The 22475-nt window shown below is 27.5% G+C and carries 21 protein-coding genes and 1 pseudogene; 13 read left to right on the top strand and 9 right to left on the bottom strand.

The window, feature by feature from the left end:
- Positions 1 to 493: 493 nt before the first annotated feature.
- The gene (locus BQ2505_RS03010) at positions 494 to 952 is read right to left on the bottom strand and encodes a hypothetical protein (protein ID WP_074016321.1); all 459 of its coding nucleotides are present in this window, start codon (positions 950 to 952) and stop codon (positions 494 to 496) included.
- A 296-nt stretch (positions 953 to 1248) separates the two neighbouring features.
- On the opposite strand from BQ2505_RS03010, the gene pyrR reads away from it, so the two are divergent.
- The 13 genes and pseudogenes from pyrR (at position 1249) to rplS (ending at position 14342) form a co-directional block, all read left to right on the top strand.
- Positions 1249 to 1770, top strand: a complete 522-nt coding sequence (gene pyrR, locus BQ2505_RS03005; protein ID WP_074016320.1) for a bifunctional pyr operon transcriptional regulator/uracil phosphoribosyltransferase PyrR — start codon at positions 1249 to 1251, stop codon at positions 1768 to 1770.
- A gap of 85 nt (positions 1771 to 1855) precedes the next feature.
- Positions 1856 to 2746, top strand: coding sequence for an aspartate carbamoyltransferase catalytic subunit (locus BQ2505_RS03000; protein WP_074016319.1), 891 nt, complete (start codon positions 1856 to 1858; stop codon positions 2744 to 2746).
- 194 nt (positions 2747 to 2940) lie between these two features.
- The gene (locus tag BQ2505_RS02990; protein ID WP_074016318.1) at positions 2941 to 4203 is read left to right on the top strand and encodes a dihydroorotase; all 1263 of its coding nucleotides are present in this window, start codon (positions 2941 to 2943) and stop codon (positions 4201 to 4203) included.
- A 28-nt stretch (positions 4204 to 4231) separates the two neighbouring features.
- Complete coding sequence (gene carA, locus BQ2505_RS02985; protein ID WP_074016317.1) at positions 4232 to 5308, top strand: glutamine-hydrolyzing carbamoyl-phosphate synthase small subunit; 1077 nt, start codon at positions 4232 to 4234, stop codon at positions 5306 to 5308.
- A 14-nt stretch (positions 5309 to 5322) separates the two neighbouring features.
- Positions 5323 to 8499, top strand: coding sequence for a carbamoyl-phosphate synthase large subunit (carB, locus tag BQ2505_RS02980; protein ID WP_074016316.1), 3177 nt, complete (start codon positions 5323 to 5325; stop codon positions 8497 to 8499).
- Positions 8500 to 8712: 213 nt separating this feature from the next.
- The gene (locus BQ2505_RS02975; RefSeq protein WP_262360277.1) at positions 8713 to 9534 is read left to right on the top strand and encodes a dihydroorotate dehydrogenase electron transfer subunit; all 822 of its coding nucleotides are present in this window, start codon (positions 8713 to 8715) and stop codon (positions 9532 to 9534) included.
- Positions 9535 to 9545: 11 nt separating this feature from the next.
- Positions 9546 to 10460: a dihydroorotate dehydrogenase gene (locus tag BQ2505_RS02970; RefSeq protein ID WP_074016314.1), complete on the top strand. Its 915-nt coding sequence runs from the start codon at positions 9546 to 9548 to the stop codon at positions 10458 to 10460.
- Between the two features lie 22 nt (positions 10461 to 10482).
- Positions 10483 to 11196 carry an orotidine-5'-phosphate decarboxylase gene (pyrF, locus tag BQ2505_RS02965; protein ID WP_074016313.1) on the top strand — a complete coding sequence of 238 codons (714 nt, stop codon included), beginning with the start codon at positions 10483 to 10485 and terminating at the stop codon, positions 11194 to 11196.
- Complete coding sequence (locus BQ2505_RS02960; RefSeq protein WP_074016312.1) at positions 11186 to 12043, top strand: hypothetical protein; 858 nt, start codon at positions 11186 to 11188, stop codon at positions 12041 to 12043. The genes pyrF and BQ2505_RS02960 overlap by 11 nt, the downstream gene beginning before the upstream one ends.
- Positions 12044 to 12072: 29 nt before the next feature.
- Positions 12073 to 12690 (top strand): orotate phosphoribosyltransferase, encoded by a 618-nt coding sequence (gene pyrE / locus BQ2505_RS02955; RefSeq protein ID WP_074016311.1) that lies wholly within the window; start codon positions 12073 to 12075, stop codon positions 12688 to 12690.
- The gene (locus BQ2505_RS02950) at positions 12690 to 13469 is read left to right on the top strand and encodes a histidinol-phosphatase HisJ family protein (RefSeq protein WP_074016310.1); all 780 of its coding nucleotides are present in this window, start codon (positions 12690 to 12692) and stop codon (positions 13467 to 13469) included. Before pyrE ends, BQ2505_RS02950 begins: the two co-directional genes overlap by 1 nt.
- 28 nt (positions 13470 to 13497) lie before the next feature.
- A pseudogene (locus BQ2505_RS02945) lies at positions 13498 to 13989 on the top strand (hypothetical protein); the annotation flags it as partial.
- A 2-nt stretch (positions 13990 to 13991) separates the two neighbouring features.
- Positions 13992 to 14342 carry a 50S ribosomal protein L19 gene (gene rplS, locus BQ2505_RS08665; RefSeq protein WP_143403539.1) on the top strand — a complete coding sequence of 117 codons (351 nt, stop codon included), beginning with the start codon at positions 13992 to 13994 and terminating at the stop codon, positions 14340 to 14342.
- A 44-nt stretch (positions 14343 to 14386) separates the two neighbouring features.
- Here rplS and BQ2505_RS02940 read toward each other — a convergent pair whose 3' ends face one another.
- The 8 genes from BQ2505_RS02940 to BQ2505_RS02905 all read right to left on the bottom strand — a co-directional run bounded on the left by BQ2505_RS02940 (position 14387) and on the right by BQ2505_RS02905 (position 22436).
- On the bottom strand, positions 14387 to 15160 hold the full coding sequence (locus tag BQ2505_RS02940; RefSeq protein WP_074016309.1) for a glutamate racemase: 774 nt from the start codon (positions 15158 to 15160) through the stop codon (positions 14387 to 14389).
- Positions 15161 to 15203: 43 nt separating this feature from the next.
- Positions 15204 to 16058 carry a nitroreductase family protein gene (locus tag BQ2505_RS02935; protein ID WP_074016308.1) on the bottom strand — a complete coding sequence of 285 codons (855 nt, stop codon included), beginning with the start codon at positions 16056 to 16058 and terminating at the stop codon, positions 15204 to 15206.
- Positions 16059 to 16088: 30 nt separating this feature from the next.
- Positions 16089 to 16871 carry an ABC transporter ATP-binding protein gene (locus BQ2505_RS02930; protein ID WP_074016307.1) on the bottom strand — a complete coding sequence of 261 codons (783 nt, stop codon included), beginning with the start codon at positions 16869 to 16871 and terminating at the stop codon, positions 16089 to 16091.
- Positions 16872 to 16873: 2 nt separating this feature from the next.
- A complete protein-coding gene (locus BQ2505_RS02925) occupies positions 16874 to 17869 on the bottom strand; it encodes a FecCD family ABC transporter permease (protein WP_074016306.1) in 996 nt (331 codons plus the stop codon).
- 13 nt (positions 17870 to 17882) lie between these two features.
- Positions 17883 to 18935, bottom strand: a complete 1053-nt coding sequence (locus BQ2505_RS02920) for an ABC transporter substrate-binding protein (protein WP_074016305.1) — start codon at positions 18933 to 18935, stop codon at positions 17883 to 17885.
- Positions 18936 to 18957: 22 nt separating this feature from the next.
- Positions 18958 to 20613: a nitrogenase component 1 gene (locus BQ2505_RS02915; RefSeq protein ID WP_074016304.1), complete on the bottom strand. Its 1656-nt coding sequence runs from the start codon at positions 20611 to 20613 to the stop codon at positions 18958 to 18960.
- 2 nt (positions 20614 to 20615) lie between these two features.
- Entirely contained in the window at positions 20616 to 21446 is an 831-nt protein-coding gene (locus BQ2505_RS02910; protein WP_074016303.1) for a nucleotide-binding protein, read from the bottom strand.
- Between the two features lie 540 nt (positions 21447 to 21986).
- The gene (locus tag BQ2505_RS02905; protein ID WP_074016302.1) at positions 21987 to 22436 is read right to left on the bottom strand and encodes a SoxR reducing system RseC family protein; all 450 of its coding nucleotides are present in this window, start codon (positions 22434 to 22436) and stop codon (positions 21987 to 21989) included.
- Positions 22437 to 22475: the final 39 nt, after the last annotated feature.

The following is a 22475-nucleotide window of genomic DNA, read 5'->3' as shown; positions in this document are numbered from 1 at the left end:
ATTTAGCTAATAAAAACAATTAAATAAAAACAAAAAAATAAAATAAAAATTTTAATTAGCTAACTTAATTTTATATAATAATATATTCTTTTCAGGATAAAAAAATTGATAAAAAATGAGAAAATGATATAATTTTTAATAGAGAATAGCTATTAAGCAATGTATTTATAGTGATTTTTAGTGATTTTTAAGATTTTGAGAAAAAGACTTGCATATTTTTAAAATAAGATGTATAATAAGCTATAAACAATAAAATTTAATTTGCAAAGCAAAATAAAAAAATAAAATATTTTGATATCATACCAACCTTATAATAAATAAAAAAAGAGGCTTCTTGGAAAAGAAGCTTCTTTTTTTGCTCTATAGGAAAATATAAATTAAAATAGCAAAAACCAGTCTCTGACATTCATATTAGTTCGAAGAGTCAGTTTTCATTGAGCTCATAGAACTCATACGGCTGTCAAGAGACTTTTCTAATTTAATATTCCACATATTATTTTATAAATGATTCAGATTCAGCAAGTAGTTTATCTACTAATTTATTTAACTGATTACTTGGATATTCATTAGGAGTAAAATATGCAACTGAAGTTAACACATCAGCTGGTTTAGAGTTTTTGAAAACTATAGTGTATAGAAAACCTTCCTTACCTGAATATTTTTCAACTAAAGCTCTCCCCATTTTTAAAGATTGTTTTGAAGTTAGTTCTTGACTAGCTTCGCTTTTTAAAGATTTATTTAATTCAGCTGGACTAGGATCAGGAGCACCATACCAATATGCTATTGTTGTTGCACCATCTTTATCTGTTTTTTGAAAAGTTACAGTAAAATTTTCAATATCTTGAGTAAAAGTATAGCCTTTATTTTCGACTCTTCTTTTATCTACAAAGCTTGGGACAGCATAACTAGCAATTGCTAAAATTAAAAATAAGCTAAAAATAATTTTTTTCATTTTATCACCTTCCTAATTAAGAATAAATAATTTTATATTATTTTAACATATTTTTTTTAATTTACAAATTTTAACTTTAATTAAATTAGATAAATCTTACTTTCTCGTCTTCTTTTTCTTCTTGACAAATATTGAAAAATATTATAAAATAGATAAAATTAAATATTTCCTTTTAAGAGAGTCCAGAGAGGCTAACAAGGGTGTGGATGGCTAATATTTTTTAGTCTATATTTTTGTGTGTTTACCTAAAGCCTTTGGTTTTAGGTTTTTTTATTAACATTATTTGTGAGGTAAAAATGAAAATATTATTAGATGAAAATGGCATACAAAGATCGATTACTAGAATATCATATGAAATTATTGAAAGAAATAAATCAGTAGAAGATATTGTTTTAGTTGGAATAAAAAGCAGAGGAGATATTCTAGCAGAAAGAATAAAACAAAAAGTATTAGAAATTGAAAATATTGCTATTCCACTAGAAACTATTGATATTACTTATTATCGTGATGATATTGATAGGAAGAATTTTGACTTAGATATTAAAAAAACAGAATTTAAAAGTGATTTAACAGGGAAAGTTGTTGTTATAGTTGATGATGTATTGTATACAGGAAGAACTATAAGAGCGGGACTTGATGCAATTCTTAGCAAGTCAAGGCCAGCTAAAATTCAACTAGCTTGTTTAATTGATAGAGGACACCGTGAATTACCAATAAGGGCAGATTTTATAGGGAAGAATATACCAACTTCTCATTCAGAAAATATAGAAGTATATTTGAAAGAATTAGATGGAAAAGAAGAGGTTGTAATATTGTAATTAGTTGATTTACCTATTTAGAATGTCCTAGAATTTTAATTTTATGACCTTCTAAGTAGTGTAAGACTATTTAGGAGGTTTTTTTATGAAAAATTTGTTGTCTATGGAAGATTTAACAAATGAAGAAATAGTATCATTGGTAAAAAGAGCTTTAGAACTAAAAAAAGGAGCAGAGAATAAAAAAAGAAATGATTTGTTTGTTGCAAATTTGTTTTTTGAAAATTCAACTCGTACAAAGAAAAGTTTTGAAGTTGCAGAAAAAAAATTAAATCTAAATGTTGTTGATTTTGAAGTTTCAACTTCTTCTATTCAAAAGGGAGAAACTCTTTATGATACTTGTAAAACTCTCGAAATGATAGGAGTTAATATGTTGGTAATAAGACATTCAGAAAATGAATACTACAAACAACTTGAAAATTTAAAAATACCTGTAATAAATGGTGGAGATGGAAGTGGAGAACACCCTTCGCAATGCCTTTTAGATATTATGACTATATATGAAACTTATGGAAAATTTGAGGATTTAAATATAATTATTGCTGGAGATATAAAAAATTCTAGAGTTGCAAGAAGTAATAAAAAAGCACTTACAAGACTAGGAGCTAAGGTTCAATTTGTAGCACCTGAAATATGGAAAGATAAAAGTCTAGGAGAATTTGTAAACTTTGATGATGTAATAGATAAAGTAGATATTTGTATGCTTTTAAGAGTTCAACATGAAAGACATACAGATAGTAAAGAAAAATCTGAGTTTTCAAAAGAAAATTATCATAAAAATTATGGCTTGACAGAAGAAAGATACAAAAGATTAAAAGAGAAAGCAATTATAATGCACCCTGCTCCAGTAAATAGAGATGTAGAAATAGCAGATAGTTTAGTTGAAAGTGAAAAATCTCTTATATTTGAACAAATGAAAAATGGAATGTTTATGAGACAGGCAATACTTGAATATATTATCGATAATAACAAGTTGTAAGATTATTGAAAAATAAGAGAGTTACATTCCAGATTTTAGGATAAAAATTAAATAGAATGAGCCGAGTAATTGTCGGCGTGTTTGAAGCCAACTTGTTGGCAAGTTTTGCCGAAATTACAGCGAATTCTTAATTTTTATTCGTTAAGAAATCTGGCTAGTAACGAACTATTTTTCAAAATAGAAAGGGAGAATTTATGTTATTAAAAAATTGTAAGATTTTAAAAAATGGTAAATTTGAAAGAGTAGATATTTTAATAAAAAATGACAAGATAGAAAAAATTTCAAAAAATATAGATATTACAGATGAAAATACAATAGATGTAAAAGATAAATTTGTAACGGCAGGTTTTATAGATGCTCATGTTCATTGGAGAGAACCAGGGTTTCCACAAAAGGAAACTATTTATACGGCTTCAAGAGCAGCAGCAAGAGGGGGATTTACAACTGTTATGACTATGCCTAACTTAAATCCTGTTCCTGATAGTGTAGAAACTTTAAATAGACAGTTAGATATAATAAAAAAAGATTCTGTAATTAGAGCTATTCCTTATGGTGCAATAACAAAAGAAGAATATGGTAAGGAACTTTCAGATATGGAAAGTATAGCTAACAATGTATTTGCTTTTACTGATGATGGTCGTGGAGTTCAAAGTGCTAATGTTATGTACGAAGCGATGCTTATGGGGAGCAAATTAAATAAAGCTATAGTTGCACATTGTGAAGATAATTCACTTATAAGAGGGGGTGCAATGCATGATGGTAAAAGAAGTGCAGAGCTAGGAATAAAAGGGATTCCTTCAATATGTGAATCAACTCAAGTAGCAAGAGATATACTTTTAGCTGAAGCAGCAAACTGTCATTATCATGTTTGTCATATTTCAGCAAAGGAATCAGTAAGAGCTGTGAGAGATGGAAAAAGAAATGGAATAAAGGTAACTTGTGAAGTTACACCACATCACTTATTAAGTTGTGAAGATGATATAAAGGAAGACAATGGAATGTGGAAAATGAATCCTCCTTTGAGAGCAAGAGAAGATAGAAACTCTTTAATAGCTGCAATTTTAGATGGGACAATAGATATTATAGCAACAGACCACGCTCCACACACTATTGAAGAAAAACAAAGAGGAATTGAAAAATCTTCATTCGGTATAGTAGGCTCAGAAACAGCTTTTGCACAACTTTATACAAAGTTTGTTAAAACAGATATATTTTCTTTAGAACTATTAGTTAAGTTGATGTCGGAGAATGTAGCAAAGATATTTAATTTACCCTATGGAAAGTTAGAAGAAAATTCTTTTGCAGACATAGTTGTAATAGATTTAGAAAAAGAAATGATAATAAATCCAGATAATTTTTTGAGTAAAGGTAAAAATACACCTTATACTAATGAAAAAGTTTTTGGAGTACCAGTATTAACAATCAGTAATGGAAAAATAGCATATAAAGAAATTTAAGAGAAATTATTATAAAGGAGATGCTTTTATGTACAACAGACAGTTAGTTTTAGAAGATGGAACTGTATACAAAGGATATGCCTTTGGAGCAGATATTGAAAGTATAGGAGAAGTAGTTTTTAATACTTCAATGACAGGTTATCAAGAAACATTATCAGACCCATCATACAATGGTCAAATAGTTACTTTTACTTATCCACTTATAGGAAATTATGGAATAAACAGAGATGATTTTGAATCTATGAATCCTTGCATAAAAGGTATGATAGTGAAAGAATTATGTACTACTCCATCAAATTTTAGAAATGAAAAAACTTTAGATGAAGCTTTAAAAACTTTTAATATTCCAGGAATATATGGAATAGATACTAGAAGTTTAACAAGAAAAATTAGAACAAAGGGAGTTATAAAAGGGTGTTTAGTTTCTATTGATAGAAATGTAGATGAAGTTGTGGAAGAATTGAGAAAAACTACTTTACCAACAAATCAAATTGAACAAGTTTCATCAAAATCTATTTCACCAGCATTAGGAAGAGGAAGAAGAGTTGTACTTGTTGATTTAGGAATGAAAATAGGTATAGTTAGAGAATTAACAACAAGAGGTTGTGATGTAATAGTAGTTCCTCATAACATAAAGGCAGAAGAACTTTTAAGATTAGAGCCAGATGGAGTTATGCTTACAAATGGACCTGGAGATCCGGAAGATGCAAAAGAAAGCATTGAAATGATAAAAGGAATAATAGGTAAAGTACCTATATTTGGAATATGTATGGGGCATCAGCTAATTTCCCTAGCTTGTGGAGCTAAAACATATAAACTAAAGTTTGGTCATAGAGGAGGAAACCACCCGGTAAAAAATCTTATAACTGGAAGAGTAGATATTACTTCTCAAAATCATGGGTATGCTGTTGATATAGATTCGTTAAAAGATACAGATTTAGAATTAACACATATTGCAATAAATGACAGAAGCTGTGAAGGAGTAAGACATAAAAAATATCCAGTATTTTCTGTTCAATATCACCCAGAAGCAGCACCTGGACCACATGATTCAAGTTATTTGTTTGATGAATTTATAAAGAATATTGATAAGAATATGAAATAATGGGAGTGAGATTAATGCCAAAAAGAAAAGATATAAAAACTATACTTGTAATAGGTTCAGGACCAATAATAATAGGACAAGCTGCAGAATTTGATTATGCTGGGACACAAGCTTGTTTATCATTAAGAGAAGAAGGATATGAAGTAATACTTGTAAATTCAAATCCAGCAACAATAATGACAGATAAAGAAATTGCAGATAAGGTTTACATAGAACCTTTAACTGTTGAATTTTTATCAAAAATAATAAGAAAAGAAAGACCAGATGCTTTACTTCCAACTTTGGGAGGACAAGTTGCATTAAATTTAGCTGTTGATTTATATGAAAGTGGAGTTTTAACAGAATGTGGAGTTGAAATTTTAGGAACAAAATTAAATTCTATAAAACAAGCAGAAGATAGAGAATTGTTTAGAGATTTGATGAATGAATTGAATGAACCAGTTCCAGATTCTGCTATAGTTCATACTTTAGAAGAAGCAGAAAAATTTGTGAAAGAGATAGGGTATCCAGTTATAGTAAGACCAGCATTTACAATGGGAGGAACAGGAGGAGGAATTTGCTATAATAGTCAAGATTTAGAAGAAATTGTACCAAATGGCTTAAACTATTCTCCAGTTCATCAATGTTTGCTTGAAAAATCAATAGCTGGTCTTAAAGAAATAGAATATGAAGTTATGAGAGATAGCAATGATACAGCAATAGTTGTATGTAACATGGAAAATATAGATCCAGTGGGAATACATACAGGGGATTCGATAGTTGTTGCTCCATCTCAAACCTTAACAGATAGAGAACATCATATGTTAAGAGATGTTTCATTAAAAATAATAAGAGCTTTAAAAATTGAAGGAGGGTGTAATGTTCAAATAGCATTGGATCCAAATTCATTTAAATATTACATAATAGAAGTAAATCCAAGAGTTTCTCGTTCATCAGCCCTTGCATCAAAAGCAACAGGGTATCCAATAGCAAAGATAGCAGCAAAAATAGCTGTTGGAATGACATTAGATGAAATTATAAATCCAGTAACTAAGTCTTCTTATGCTTGTTTTGAACCAGCAATAGACTATATTGTTACAAAAATTCCAAGATTTCCATTCGATAAGTTTGGAGATGGAGATAGATATTTAGGAACTCAAATGAAAGCAACTGGAGAAATAATGGCAATAGGTAGAACTTTGGAAGAATCTCTACTTAAAGCTATAAGATCTTTAGAATATGGAGTTCATCATTTAGGACTACCAAATGGAGATGAATTTACTTTAGAAAAAATAATAAAAAGAATAAAACTTGCTGGAGATGAAAGATTATTCTTTATTGGAGAAGCTTTAAGAAGAAATGTAAGTATAGAAGAAATTCATGAATATACAAAAATTGATTTATTTTTCTTAAATAAAATGAAAAACATAATTGATCTGGAACATTTATTAAAAGATAATAAAAATGATATAGGACTTTTAAGAAAAGCAAAAACATTTGGATTTTCAGATAGAGTTATTGCTCACAGATGGGGAATGACAGAAAAAGAAATAACTGATTTAAGACATAAGAACAATATCAGACCTGTGTATAAAATGGTTGATACTTGTGCTGCAGAATTTGAGTCAAGTACTCCATATTTTTATTCAACTTATGAATTTGAAAATGAGTCAATTAGAAGCGATAAAGAAAAAATAGTTGTTCTTGGTTCAGGACCTATAAGAATAGGACAAGGGATAGAATTTGACTATGCAACAGTACATGCTATTATGGCTATAAAGAAATTAGGTTATGAAGCAATAGTAATAAATAATAACCCTGAAACTGTATCAACAGACTTCTCAATTTCAGATAAACTATATTTTGAGCCTTTAACACAAGAAGATGTTATGGAAATCTTAGAGCTAGAAAAACCTCTTGGAGTAGTTGTACAATTTGGAGGGCAAACTGCAATTAACCTAGCTGATAAATTAGTTAAAAATGGAATACAAATTTTAGGAAGTTCTCTTGATTCAATAGATACAGCTGAAGATAGAGATAGATTTGAAAAATTACTTATAGATTTAAAAATTCCTCAACCATTAGGAAAAACAGCATTTGATGTTGAAACAGCATTAAAGAATGCAAATGAAATTGGTTATCCAGTTTTAGTTAGACCATCTTATGTATTGGGTGGTAGAGCTATGGAAATAGTATATAATGATGAAGATTTAAAAAAATATATGGAAAAGGCAGTACATATAAATCCTGAACATCCAGTATTGATTGATAGATATTTGATAGGTAAGGAAATAGAAGTTGATGCTATATCTGATGGAGAAAATACTTTTATACCTGGAATAATGGAACATATTGAAAGAGCAGGAGTACATAGTGGAGACTCAATATCAATATATCCTCCTCAAAGTTTATCAGAAAAAGAAATTGAAACTTTGATAGACTATACAAAAAAATTAGCTAGTGGGCTAAAAGTTAAGGGACTTATCAATATTCAATATGTTGTAAGTAAGGGAGAAATTTATGTACTTGAAGTAAATCCAAGAGCTTCAAGAACAGTACCATTCTTAAGTAAAGTTACAGGAGTTCCTGTTGCAAATATAGCTATGCAATGTATCTTAGGTAAAAAATTAAGAGACTTAGGATTTACAAAAGATATTGCAGATGTAGGAAATTTTGTTTCTGTAAAAGTACCTGTATTCAGTTTCCAAAAGTTGAAGAATGTTGACACAACATTAGGGCCTGAAATGAAATCAACAGGAGAAGTTATAGGAACAGATGTAAATTTACAAAAAGCATTATATAAAGGGCTTACTGCTGCTGGAATAAAAATTAAAGATTATGGTAGAGTTCTATTTACAATAGATGATAAAAATAAAGAAGCTGCTTTAAATCTTGCAAAAGGTTTTTCTGATGTAGGTTTCTCAATTTTAGCAACAGAAGGAACAGGAACATATTTTGAAGGTCATGGACTAAAAGTTAAAAAAGTTGGAAAAATAGATAATTCAGATTATAGTGTCTTAGATGCAATACAAAATGGAGATGTGGATATAGTTATAAATACTACAACAAAAGGTAAATCTAGTGAAAAAGATGGATTTAAAATCAGAAGAAAAGCTACTGAACATGGAGTAATTTGTTTCACTTCACTAGATACTGCAAATGCACTGTTGAGAGTTATTGAGTCAATGTCTTTTAGAGTTCAATCACTATAGAATTGTAAGTCAAGAATAAATGAATTACGAATGTAGATTTTTCATTATATAGGAAAGTATAAAATAAATAGTAAAAATTAGTCTCTGACATCCGTATTAGTTCGAAGAGCCTGTGTTCATTGAGCTTGTAGAACTCATACGGCTGTCAAGAGATTTTATTTTATCATTAAGAAATCTACTCAGTAATGAATTATTTTTGATTAATAATATGAAATTAAACTTAAAAGAAATAGGAGAGATTTTATGAAAATGGAAGATTGTACAGTTGAAGAAAATGTACAAATAGCAAAAGATACATATAAAATGAAAATAAAAGGAAACTTTGTAAAAGAATGTAGAACTCCTGGGCAATTTGTAAATATTAGAATAGGGGATGGAAGAGAACATGTGTTAAGAAGACCCATTTCAATTTCTGAAATTGATAGAGGAGAAAATTTAGTAACTATAATATATAGAATAGTTGGAGAAGGGACTAAATTTATGGCTGATATAAAAAAAGGAAATGAAGTAGATGTCATGGGACCCTTAGGAAGAGGCTATGATGTTCTTTCATTACAAAAAGGTCAGACAGCTCTTCTTGTTGGTGGAGGAATAGGAGTTCCTCCTCTATATGAACTAGCTAAACAATTTAATAAAAGAGGAATAAAAACTATCACAATATTAGGATTTAACACAAAAGATGAAGTTTTTTATGAAGAAGAATTTAAAGAATTTGGAGAAGTCTATATTTCAACAGTTGATGGAAGTGTAGGAACAAAAGGATTTGTAACTGATGTTATAAAAAAACTTCAAGATGAAAATAATCTAGTTTTTGATAAATATTATAGTTGTGGACCTGCTCTTATGTTAAAAGCATTGATAAATACAGTTGGAGAAAATGGATACATTTCACTTGAAAATAGAATGGCTTGTGGAATAGGAGCTTGTTATGCTTGTGTTTGTAAGAGAAGAAAAAAAGAAAAAAATAAAGATGATTATACAAGAGTTTGCTATGATGGACCAGTTTATTTAGCTAGTGATGTTGAGATTGAATAATAGGAGAAAAGATGAGTGAAAGATTAAGAGTACAAATTCCAGGTTTAGATTTAAAAAACCCAATTATGCCAGCCTCTGGTTGCTTTGCTTTTGGAATAGAGTATGCAGAACTTTATGATATTTCAAAATTGGGTGCAATTATGATAAAGGCAGCAACGAAAGAACCAAGATTTGGAAACCCAACACCAAGAGTAGCAGAAACTTCTAGTGGAATGTTAAATGCAATAGGTTTACAAAATCCAGGAGTTGATAAAATAATTTCTAATCAATTAAAAAAATTAGAAGAGTATGATATTCCAATAATAGCAAATGTTGCAGGTAGTGATATAGAAGACTATGTGTATGTAGCAGATAAAATTTCAAAAGCTCCTAATGTAAAAGCTTTAGAACTTAATATATCTTGTCCTAATGTAAAACATGGAGGTATACAGTTTGGAACAGATCCAAGTGTTGCAAGAAATCTAACTGAAAAAGTAAAGGCTGTTTCATCAGTGCCAGTTTATGTAAAATTATCTCCTAATGTAACAGATATAGTTGCAATGGCAAAAGCAGTTGAAGCTGGTGGAGCAGATGGACTTACAATGATAAACACTTTAGTAGGTATAGTTCTTGATAGAAAGACTGGAAAACCAATAATAGCCAATACGACAGGGGGATTATCAGGACCAGCTATAAAACCTGTGGCAATTAGAATGGTATATCAAGTTGCACAAGCAGTTAATATTCCAATAATTGGTATGGGTGGAGTTATGGACGAATGGGATGTAATAGATTTTATTTCAGCAGGAGCAAGTGCTGTTGCTGTAGGGACTGCTAACTTTACAGACCCTTATGTTTGTCCTAAGATAATTGATAATTTAGAATCAGCCTTAGATAAACTAGGAGTTAATCATATTTTGGAGTTAAAAGGAAGAGCTTTTAGATAGAATATTAATAAGGAGTGTGGATATGAAAAAAGAAGTTATAATAGCACTAGATTTTCCAACATTAGAAAAAACTTTAGAATTTTTAGATAAATTCAAAGAAGAAAAATTATTTGTAAAAGTTGGAATGGAGTTATATTTACAAAATGGACCAGTGGTAATAGATGAAATTAAAAAAAGAGGACATAAAATTTTCTTAGATTTAAAATTACATGATATTCCAAATACTGTTTACTCTGCTGCAAAAGGGTTAGCTAAATTTAATATTGATATTTTAACTGTTCATGCAGCAGGTGGTTCTGAAATGCTAAAAGGAGCTAAAAGAGCTATGACAGAAGCAGGAGTAAATACAAAGGTTATAGCTATAACTCAACTCACTTCTACAAGTGAAGAAGATATGAGAAAAGAACAAAATATCCAAACAAGTATAGAAGAATCTGTTTTAAACTATGCTAGACTTGCAAAAGAAAGTGGAATTGATGGAGTGGTATCCTCTGTTCTTGAAACAAAGAAAATTAGAGAACAAAGTGGAGAAGACTTTATTATAGTAAACCCAGGAATAAGATTAGCAGAAGATTCAAAAGGTGACCAAAAAAGAGTTGCTACTCCAATAGATGCTAATAGAGATGGAGCAAGTTATATTGTTGTCGGTAGATCAATAACTGGAAATGAAAATCCAGAAGAAAGATATAGACTTATAAAAAATATGTTTGAACTGGGGGATAAATATGAAAAGTAAAATTATAAAAATATTACTTTTTCTATTTATTGGTTTAGAATGTTTAGCTATAACTAATCGTGAAAGAATTGAGAAAGATTTAAAAAGATTAAATATAACTGATCCAACAATGATAACTCAAACAATTTTAATAGATGAGAAAATGGAATCTGATAGATTAAGTAGAGAAGAAAAAGAAATCTATTTAGAGGACTTAAAAAAAATGGCAGATGAGAATCCTAAAAATTTTTATTTATCTTATCCAATTGCTAGATATTATTTAGACTTTGAAGATGATATTGAGGAAGTAAAAAAGAATAGGAAATATTTTGATAATTATGTAGATAATGTCTTTCAAGATGAAGAAAAATATTTATTAAATATATCATATTATAGAAAAATTGGAGATAAAGAAAAAGCTAAAAAGTATTATGATGACTTTATGAAAAAATATGCTAATAAATGGTCAGGAAAAATCAAACTTGCAGGAGAATATGAAACTGATCAAGAAAAAGTTAAAAAATATGTTAAAGAAGGATTTGAATTATTAAAAAAAGATATAAAAAATGGAAATAAAGATGAAGTAACAGATGAAGAATTCTTTATAGTTCAAAATGCTTATGATACTATAATGATACAAGAAGTATTAGAAAAAAAGCAATATCAAAAAGCAATTGATTACTATTTAGATAATATGGCAAATAAAGATTATTATACACAAAGTGTATTAAATAGATGTAGTAGTATACTTGTAGCTCAGTTACATTTAATAATACAAATAAACGAAAAACATTTAAATAAAAACAAAGAAAATATTAACAAAATCAGAAATTCTAAGGTATATAAAGAGTTAGAAAAATATCAATAATAGTACTAATGAAATGTAAGGAGAAGAATATGTTAGATAGAGAAATAATAAATGCATTGTTAGATATTAAAGCTGTTGAATTGAGAGTTGATAAAGAAAATTGGTTTACTTGGGCATCTGGAATAAAATCACCTATATACTGTGACAATAGACTTACTATGTCTTATCCTAAAATAAGAAAGCAAATAGCAGAAGGTTTTGTTAAAAAGATTAAAGAACTATATCCTAATGTTGACTATATAGTTGGAACAGCTACTGCTGGTATTCCTCATGCTGCTTGGATAAGTGATATTATGGATTTACCAATGTTATATGTTAGAGGTTCTGCTAAAGACCATGGAAAGACTAACCAAATAGAAGGGAAATATGAAAACGGTAAAAAAGTTGTGGTAATAGAAGATTTAATTTCAACTGGGAAATCTTCTGTTTTAGCAGCACAAGCTTTACAAGAAGAAGGATTAGAAGTTTTAGGAGTAATTGCAATATTTAGTTATAACTTAAATAAAGCAAAAGAAAAATTTGATGAAGCTAAAATACCTTTTTCAACTCTTACAAACTATGATGTGTTGTTAGAACTTGCAAAAGAAACAGGGCTTATTGGAGATAAGGAAAATCAAATTTTAGTTGATTGGAGAAATAATCTATAATGTTTGACCAACATGTACATTCAAACTTTTCTTTTGACTCAAATGAGAATTTAGAAAACTATATAAATGTTTGTAATGAAAATGATATTATAACAACTGAACATTTAGATTTTGAAAATCCTATAATTAATTATAAAGATAGTTCAATTCACTATTTAAAATACATTGAACAAATAGAGATTTTGAATAAAAAGTATTCAAATAAATTTTTTTCAGGAATAGAGATAGGTTATACTCCAAATTCTGAAAAGAGAATAGAGGGCTTCTTAAAAGATAAAAATTTTAATTTGAAACTTTTATCTATACATCAAAATGGAATTTATGACTTTATGTGTATTAATAAAAGTTTAATAAGATTAGAATATTTAGTCAAAGAGTATTTTGAACAGATGATACAAGCTTTAGAAAGTTCAATAGAATTTGATATTTTAGCACATTTTGAGTATGGAATGAGGATAATTGATATTTCAGTTACAGACTTTGATAATTTAGCAAGTATATTTTTAAATAAAATTATTGAACTTATAGTAAAAAAAGAAATTGCCTTTGAAGTAAATACTAAAAGTATGTATAAATATAAAAAAGAAAATTTGTATAGTTATATGATAGAAAAGTATTTAAGAATGGGTGGAAAACTTTTTACTTTGGGTTCTGATGCACATAATACCAAAGAATATGCTTATAAATTTGATGAGGCAACAAAATTTTTATTAAATAAAAACATAAAAGAAGTTATTTTATTTAAAGATAAAATTATAATGCAAAAACTTTTGATATAATTTATTAAAAATTATATGGAGGAAAAATTTGTTTATAAAAAGAAATATCTATGAGTATGATATCTATAAAGCTAATATTTCTTGTTTATTGGAAATGGGAGAAATAAATCAAGAGCAATATAATATGCTTAAAGATATTCCAAAAGATGAAAGAGCTAAATTTGTAGCTGCCTTTGAAAAATTAGAAGCTGATACCTCTAAGGGATATCATATATTTGTAGAAAAATCACTTGAAAAATTTAAAAAGCTTAATAATATAAAAGAAGAAAATATTATTGAAATTGCTTTTGATGCAATTTGGATAGATAAAGAAGTTAATAATTTAGAAGTAACAGAAAATATAAGATTTACTTGTAAGAGAAAAGCTAGCTCTATATTAGAAATTGGAAAAGTTAAATTTTACTTTAATTTTATGGATAATAGTTTCTTTCAAAGGGGCTTAGGTAAAAAAGAGAGTCCTTGGTTTGAAATAATAAAAGAATATATGAGATTATCAGAGATAGGAGATACTGAAAACTTAAAATAAAAGAAAAATTAATTGAGTTAGTTGAAAAAGAATATCTAAGAAGTGATATTCCACAATTCAAAGCTGGGGACACTATTGGAGTGTACTACAAAGTAAAAGAAGGAAACAAAGAAAGAGTTCAATTATTTGAAGGAGTTGTAATCAGAGTAAATGGTCGAGGAGTTGCAAAAACTTTCACTGTAAGAAAAGTTACAGCAGGAATTGGAGTAGAAAGAATAATCCCTGTTAATTCTCCAAATATTGACAGAATCGAAGTTCTAAAAGTTGGTAGAGTAAGAAGATCTAAACTTTACTACTTAAGAGGATTATCTGCTAAGAAAGCAAGAATCAAAGAAATAGTAAAATAAGAAAAAGAAAAGCTGGGTTAAATTTAAAACTCAGCTTTATTTTTTTATATGATTTCATAATCAAGTTTAATTTTTAAAATATCTAAAATCTTTAAAAAATCTTTAGCTGGATATTTTTCAGATTCAGAAATTATTGAATACACCTTTCCTTCTCCAGTAGTAATATAAGGTTTTATTGCTTTTACCAAACTATCAGCAGGATCGTATAATTTAGCTTGTGGAATAAGTTTTTCAAAATAAGAAGAAAGCCAAGGTAAATGTGTACTACTAAGAGTTATTGAATCTAATTTACCAAATTTATTTTCACAATTATCAATAAAGTTCTTTATAGTCTTTTCTGTTCCCTCTATATTATTTATAAAATCTCCACTTTCAATAAGTTGAATTAAAGGAGAGGCATTCTCTACATGAAATTGTTTATAGAAATCTCCAACTTCTTTTTTTATATATTCCTGTAACTCAAAACTATCAATCATTACTTTAGCACCAATGATAAGAGTATTTTTCTTTTTATCCTTTATAACATCTTTAAGCGGAGGATATATTCCAATAACTTTATCCTTCTTTTTTATTTTATCAAGAACAGTTATACTTGGAGCATTTGAAGCAAGCACAATAAAATTAGAACCCCTTTTTAAAAGAAAATCAATAGAATTTTCAATAATATCTTTTAATTCTTCAGTTGTTTTTGCACCGTAAGGGAAACTTCTTCTATCGGCAAAATAAATAATATCTTGTTGTGGATAAGCTTTTTTAATAGCTTCAACAATGGCATAACTACCAAGTCCAGCATCGAAAACAGCAATAGGATTATTCATTAAAAAAACTCCTTTCTTTCTTTATTTTAGATTATTTTAGTTTTTACTTTGATGAATAAGATATAATATAGTGCATATTTTCAGGAGTTGAAAAATGTATATTCTGTATTTCAAAATGCCCAATTAATTTCTCACTCATAGCAGTCTGATGAAAATGTGATAAGGCTATACCCAAATCTAAATGCTTTATTTTCTTCATATCATCATTTATACTATTTTTATAATTACAAAAGAAATGAAAGTTACTTCCATCTTTAACAACTGCCCATGGTTGTGCATTTGTAGCACTAGGAGCTAATCTAAGCATTTCAAGTGCTACTTCATATTTTCCAGCATTTTTTGGTAACAAAGGTTGATTAAAATCTCCCAAGAAAAATAATTTATCCCATGATTTTCTATTTTTAGAACCAAGAGTCAATCGGGTAATTTTTTCAATAAAGGAACGCTTTTCAGATGGATAACCTATAGGACAAATACATGGAAATAAATCATCAGATTCTATATCCACAACATTTTCAAAATCTTTTCTGCTAAATGTTGCAGCAAGCCATACTGTTCCAAGATTTATAGATGTAGCATATAGAATTAAATTTTCAAATTGATATCCTACCGCTTCCATAGCAAAAGGGATATCTTTTACAGTAATTGTAAGAAAGTCTTTTGCACCTTTTATTGTTCCATATGTTCCAAGTTGAACTTTCTCTGCACCTGTGTCTTTGCTAACATACTGAACTCTAATATCTACACCAAAAGGGTTAGATAAAGTTTTATTAAACTCTAGTAGCTTATTTTTATCTTCATCATTCAACGATTTTTCTTCAAAACTTCTACTACTAACACGTTTTTTTATGGCTTCTTTAATATCAATTGGCAATTGATTTACTTTTTTAAATTCCATTTGTATTTTCCTTTTTTTATTCAAAAGACTTTAATTTTCTAAATTATCAGTTATTACTACAGATTTTATTTTTTGTTCTTTGTCTTCTATTTCTACAATTTTTGTTTTTATTTCAAAATATTTTTTTAAATTTTCTTCATTAATAATTTCTCTACTTTTACCAACAATATAGCCATCTTTTCCTATTAACATAGATTTATCTGAAATTCTTAAAGCATATTCAGGATAGTGAGTATTAAAAATACAAGTAATATTTTTCTTTTTTGCTAACTGAACAATTGTTCTTAAAATTTTAGTTTGATTTTTAAAGTCTAAATGTGATTCTGGTTCGTCAAGAATCAAAATTTTAGGTTCTCCTACTAAAGCCCTAGCTAAGAAAACCAGTTGAAGTTGTCCACCACTCAACTCTGAACATTTTCTATCCTTTAAATATAATATTCCCATCTCATCTAAAATCTTTTCTACTATATCATAGTCTGATTTTGAAGGAGTAGAAAAAATGTTTAAATATTTGGCTCTTCCCATAATAGCAAGTTCTTTCACAGTATATGAAAAAGAGAATGAATGTGCTTGAGGAACATAAGCTATATCTTTTAAATCTTTTATAGAATCAACTTTTCTATTATCAATAAAAACTTCACCAGAATTCCATTTTAAAACTCCGTTAATACATTTTAGCAATGTTGTTTTACCAATTCCATTTTGTCCTAATATTGTAAATATCTCTCCACTATCAATTTTTAAATTTATATTTTTTAAAATAGGATTTTCATCAGTGTATGAAAAATTTCCATTTTTAATCTCTAAATTCATTTTTACCAACTCCTGTATTTTTTGAAGATTATAATAAAAAATGGAGCTCCTATTAAAGAAGTCAATATTCCAATAGGTATTTCACTAGAAGTTGCTGTTCTGGCTATTCCATCTATTATTAGCATAAAAATTGCTCCCATAATACAGGAAGTTGGAATTAATTTTATATTATCGGCTCCTATATACATACGACATATATGAGGAATTAATAATCCTACCCAACCAATTATACCAGTTAATGTTACACAAGTTGCACTTATTATTGTTACTGCAATAATGATAAGAGCTCTTATATAAACTGGATTCATACCCAGTGCTTTTACTTCATCATCGCCAAGAGATAGGATATTTATTCTCCATCTTAAAAAATATAATATCATGATACCAGATATTATTGGTAATATAGCAATTTTAATATTATTGTAAGAAGAGCTAGAAAAACTTCCCATAAGCCAATATGTTATAGCAGGTAATTTATCATAAGGATCAGCTGTATATTTTACAAGTGAAATTAATGAAGAAAAAAGAGCTGTTATAACCATACCGGAAAGTATCAGAGAAAGTACAGAACTTTCTCCTCTTACTTTTGATAAGTTATAGGTTATAATTACACTTAATATACCAAATAACAAAGCTAAAATGATAACATAAGAATTCATTCCAAATAAAAGTATAGCTAAAACAGCTCCAAATGCAGACCCTGAACTTACACTTATTACATCTGGACTAACTAAAGGATTTTGAAATATTCCTTGAAAGGCTACTCCTGAAATAGAAAGGCCTGCTCCTACTAATATGTTCATTATTATTCTAGGTATTCTTAATTCAAAAATTATAGAACTTTCAATTGGATTATTTTCAACACCATTTATAGTATCTAAAAGAACATTAAAAAACATTTTAGGTGATATAAAAAATCTTCCTAAAAATATTGAAATCAGTATACACAAAACTAATAAAATTATAAGAAATGATATTTTTTTTCTATATGTATTCATATTTTTTCCTTACTTAAAGATTTAAACCTTTATTAATCTTTGAATTTAAAATAAAATTTAATTGTTCATCAGAAAGTTTATAGTTAAAGAACTCCAAATAAAAATCTTTTATATCTTTTCTCATATTATAATCTTTAAAAAGTTCAGGATTTGCTACTTTTGCCATCCATTTTATCATAAGTGGAGTTTCTGCTGAAGGAGCATCCCATCTATAAATACCTATTGGAGCTTTAAATACTTTTTTATTTTTAACTGCATCAATTTTTGACCAATCTTGACCTTCAAATTTATTATTATAAATATCTTCAGGTAAAAATTTATCAAAATTACTTAAAATAATAATGTCAGGATTCCATTTTATAACTTCTTCCATAGTAACTTTTGACCAAGTGCCAGTAGTAACATCTTTAGCAACATTTACCCCACCTGCCATATCAATCATAATATTATTAACTGATTTTCCACTAGCTACAGTTAATTGAGAATCTTTAAGATAAAGAATTTTTTTTCTTTTTGTATCTGCTAATTTTTCAGTTTTTGAAGCAAAATACTTATTTGTATTTTTATGGTAATTAATTAATTTTTGAGCTTTTGCTTGTTTGTTTAAAATATCTCCAAGTAATTTTATACCTTGTTGAACATCTTCTAATGTTCCATATTTTATTGCCACTGATGGTATTTTTAATTTATCAAGTTTTTCTATTGCATCATTTTGATAATCCCATACTACAACAAGGTCAGGTCTTAAAATAGCTAACTCTTCATAATTTATATTAAAATTATTATCCACAAATACTGAATTTACATTTTTCATATTTGGTGCTAACTCTTTTAATATACTTATTTCATAAGATTTTTTAGCAGAAGGATGCATTCCAACTATTTTAGAAGAATCTCCATCTACAGCATAAGTCAAAGAAGCCCAAGGGATAGGAACAATAGCAATTCTGCTTGGATTGTCTTTAATTGTAACATTTTTTCCTGTTAAATCTGTAACAGTTTTAGCGTTAATATCTGCAAACAAAAATAAAAATAAAATAACCATTGAACTAAAAATTTTTTTCATAAAATCACACTCCTATTATTAATTAAATAAATTTTTTAAAATATTCATAAGCTTTTTTTCCACAATATTCATAATTTAAATTCAAATATAGCCTAGTGCTATATCCATAATGAAGTAGAGGAATAAAAGTAATGTTTTTACTTACTAAGTCTTTGTACACAGGATCTGATATTAAAATATCTGGTTTGTATTCTTTTATCTTTTCTTTTAGATCATCTTCTGTGTTTACAATATTTAAAAATTCTAAATATTCAACTTTTTTAAATTTTCTACTTTCTTTTATAAACGAAAATGCTAAGATATTAGCAAACGAAAAGTCTTTTCTTAAAGACTCAGCCATATTTACTGCCATAAATGGAGAAGCAATAATCATAACTTTCCTATCGTCAAATTTATTATTTTTTTCTAAATTTTCAAAGGAATTATCTATGTTATAAAAGAATTTTTTTAAAATGTTTTCTGTATTTTCAATTCCATATTTTGAAACAACATTTATTATTACATAAGGAATCGAAAAATTTTTTTCCATATATTTTGCAAGGGCAATTCCTTCATAGCTTAAAACTAGATTCAATTCAGCAGATGTACTATTTTTAATTTTTTCTAATGATAAATTATCTGAAAAAATAGTTAGAACATTTAAATCTAAACTTTTTATTAAAGAGAATACTTCATCTAACTTTTCTATTTTTCCAAAAGTTAAAGGGGAGTATCCAATAATATTTACTGTGTTTTTAATTTTCTTATTTTCAAACATAAATTTTTTAGCTAAAGCATTTAGTGTTAATGAAACTCCAGAGTAATAGTTTTCAAAACTATTTGTATTTATGAAAATACAAGGAATATCTAGTGTTTCTTCTATATCCTCAACAATAGTCTCTAAATCCATTCCTATTATTTGAGGGACTACTGTTGAAATAATAGCTATAAACTCAATCCTAGGGTTTTGACTTATAATTTCTTTTATATTTTCTTGCAGTCCATCTATTTCGCCAGTAACTATTTCTAACTCATTCAATGATGTAGAATACTGCAAACTACAATCTATATTTCTTATTTCATCATAAGCAACAGGTGTTTTACAGCCATGAGGTGAAATTAATATTTTTAAAATATTTTCACCATATAAAGTTGAACAAGCACCTGAATAATCAGAAGTTATTGGTGGAACTATATGCTGAATTTCTATTTTTAAATCACTTATTTTTTTATCTTTTATTTTTGAAGTATTTTTTATCTCTTCTTCTAATTCAACTAATAATTTTTCTAATCTTTTTTCTGGTGATAATTTTCTCTTTGCAATAGGACCTCTTTCCAATATTTTCACAATAATTCCATAATCATTTTTAATTTTTTTTGTTAAAAATGAAAAATCACTCACCAATATTAAATCAGCACAAGTTAAATAGATAATAATTGACTTTATTTTTTCAAAATTTTCAGAAATTATCTTAACTATATATTTTTCTAATTTATCTATATGATTAGCAGAAACCATATCTATTTCAGATATAGGAAAGGTATATAAATTTCCTAATTTATTTTCTTTTATTGCTTCATTATAAAGAACATTTAAACAACCAGTTGGACCAATAGAAACAACTATATTTTCTGGAATATTGAGTAAAGATTTAAGCATTTTATTTTTTTCATTTTTTAAACATCTCTCTATATTCATCTCTATTCCTTTTCATAATAAATATTTTCTTTTAATATTTCAGCAGCTAAGTATTCCATTTCCTCTTCTGATAGTGGTGAGAAATGAATATCATCTTGATTATTCAAAATTTTTTCTGATAGCTCTAAAAAATTATTATATAAATTTGAATCAGGATACATTTCAGCAATAGTTTTTCCATTTAATTCACTTTTTATTAATTCTTTACTAAAAGGAATTTCTCCTATAATCTTCGATTTAGTCATATCTGCAAAAATTTTTAAAATATTTATATTTGAATTATTGTTTCTTTGGTTATGAATTAAGCCACCAAATTTTATATTTTTCATTTTTGAAAAATTTTTAATACTTTTCATAATATTATTAGCTGCAAAAATTGACATAAATTCAGAAGATGTAACTATATAAATAACATCAGCATATTTTTCCCTCATGGGAACTGCAAATCCTCCACATACGACATCTCCTAGGACATCATATACAATAACATCTCTTTCTTCGTCAAATACTTTTAAGTCTTCTAGTTCTTCCATTGTGGTGATAATTCCTCTTCCTGCACAACCTACCCCTGCTTCAGGACCACCAGTTTCAACACATTCAATTCCGTTAAAGCCTTTATAAATGATATCTTCTCTATTTAAATTATTTTTTTCTTTTAAAATTGAAATAACAGTTGGAATTTTCTTTCCCATAAGATTTCTTGTAGAATCTCCTTTTGGGTCACAACCTACATGTAAAACCTTTTTTCCACTTTTTGAAATAATAGCACTTAAATTAGAAGATATTGTAGATTTTCCTATTCCACCTTTTCCATATATTGCTATTTTTAACATATCATCTCCTTAATATTACTTGTTGTTATAATTTTTATTTCAAAAATTATTCATATATCCATTGAGGTCATAAATAATTAAAATTTTTTATTTTATAAATTTTTAATTACATACGTGTTCTATTATACCATTAAAAGTAAAATTTGAAAATATTATTTTGCTTAGGAAAATAAAATTATTTTTTGTTCTATAAACAAAGTATAAAAATAAATAGTAAAAATATTCTCTGATTTCAGTATTAGTTGAAAGAGCCTATGTTCATTGAGTTCTTAGAAGTCATACGGTTGTCAAGAGACTTTATTTAACATTTATCTGTATAATAAAAAACTGCACTTAAAATCTTGCATATAAGATTTTAGGTACAGTAGTTTTTTATTCTATAGGAAAGTATAAATTTAATATGAAAATTAGTCTCCGACGTCCGTATTTACTCTAGAGAGCATTTCGGTTAGTTCAGAAGAGTCATGTGGCTGTCAGGAGACTTTTTTCTATACATAATTTCTGTATATAATCATATTGGAAACTATTTAATATCTATTTTTAAAAATGTTCCCCACAACTTAAATCAACACAAGCACTAGGGTCATACTTCCCAACTGATATTATTTTAATTTCTTCATCGATAGTTTTTTTAGCAAAAACCCTATCGTAAATTCCTAAAATAACAAATGAGACTATAACACCGATAAAACTTCCAATGATAGATTTAGTTTCAGAAAATCCTAAAGAAGCGGCAATAATATATCCAGCTATCATAAAAATAGGAGGCATTATATATGCTATAAGAGCTGCTTTAACAACATCTTTTTCAGCTATTTCTAAAGTTACTAAATCTCCAATTTCCACTTTTTGATTTATTTTAAATTCAAAATCACTTCCCATTTTTCTTTCTTCACTACAACAACTGCAATGAGAACAAGAAGAACTTTTATGTAATTTAACACTTACATTATTACCATCAATTTTTGTAACGATTCCTGTGTTTATCATTTTATACACCTCCAATATTATTTATTATATCACTAAACT

The sequence above is a fragment of the Fusobacterium massiliense genome, from assembly GCF_900095705.1.
In the GTDB taxonomy this organism is placed as follows: Bacteria; Fusobacteriota; Fusobacteriia; order Fusobacteriales; family Fusobacteriaceae; genus Fusobacterium; species Fusobacterium massiliense.
This window is presented reverse-complemented; position numbering and strand designations above follow the sequence as displayed.

Coding starts and splice junctions, on each gene's coding strand:
- BQ2505_RS03010 (WP_074016321.1), bottom strand. CDS start 952: ATGAAAAAAATTATTTTTAGCTTATTTTTAATTTTAGCAATTGCTAGT.
- pyrR (WP_074016320.1), top strand. CDS start 1,249: ATGAAAATATTATTAGATGAAAATGGCATACAAAGATCGATTACTAGA.
- BQ2505_RS03000 (WP_074016319.1), top strand. CDS start 1,856: ATGAAAAATTTGTTGTCTATGGAAGATTTAACAAATGAAGAAATAGTA.
- BQ2505_RS02990 (WP_074016318.1), top strand. CDS start 2,941: ATGTTATTAAAAAATTGTAAGATTTTAAAAAATGGTAAATTTGAAAGA.
- carA (WP_074016317.1), top strand. CDS start 4,232: ATGTACAACAGACAGTTAGTTTTAGAAGATGGAACTGTATACAAAGGA.
- carB (WP_074016316.1), top strand. CDS start 5,323: ATGCCAAAAAGAAAAGATATAAAAACTATACTTGTAATAGGTTCAGGA.
- BQ2505_RS02970 (WP_074016314.1), top strand. CDS start 9,546: ATGAGTGAAAGATTAAGAGTACAAATTCCAGGTTTAGATTTAAAAAAC.
- pyrF (WP_074016313.1), top strand. CDS start 10,483: ATGAAAAAAGAAGTTATAATAGCACTAGATTTTCCAACATTAGAAAAA.
- BQ2505_RS02960 (WP_074016312.1), top strand. CDS start 11,186: ATGAAAAGTAAAATTATAAAAATATTACTTTTTCTATTTATTGGTTTA.
- pyrE (WP_074016311.1), top strand. CDS start 12,073: ATGTTAGATAGAGAAATAATAAATGCATTGTTAGATATTAAAGCTGTT.
- BQ2505_RS02950 (WP_074016310.1), top strand. CDS start 12,690: ATGTTTGACCAACATGTACATTCAAACTTTTCTTTTGACTCAAATGAG.
- BQ2505_RS02940 (WP_074016309.1), bottom strand. CDS start 15,160: ATGAATAATCCTATTGCTGTTTTCGATGCTGGACTTGGTAGTTATGCC.
- BQ2505_RS02935 (WP_074016308.1), bottom strand. CDS start 16,058: ATGGAATTTAAAAAAGTAAATCAATTGCCAATTGATATTAAAGAAGCC.
- BQ2505_RS02930 (WP_074016307.1), bottom strand. CDS start 16,871: ATGAATTTAGAGATTAAAAATGGAAATTTTTCATACACTGATGAAAAT.
- BQ2505_RS02925 (WP_074016306.1), bottom strand. CDS start 17,869: ATGAATACATATAGAAAAAAAATATCATTTCTTATAATTTTATTAGTT.
- BQ2505_RS02920 (WP_074016305.1), bottom strand. CDS start 18,935: ATGAAAAAAATTTTTAGTTCAATGGTTATTTTATTTTTATTTTTGTTT.
- BQ2505_RS02915 (WP_074016304.1), bottom strand. CDS start 20,613: ATGAATATAGAGAGATGTTTAAAAAATGAAAAAAATAAAATGCTTAAA.
- BQ2505_RS02910 (WP_074016303.1), bottom strand. CDS start 21,446: ATGTTAAAAATAGCAATATATGGAAAAGGTGGAATAGGAAAATCTACA.
- BQ2505_RS02905 (WP_074016302.1), bottom strand. CDS start 22,436: ATGATAAACACAGGAATCGTTACAAAAATTGATGGTAATAATGTAAGT.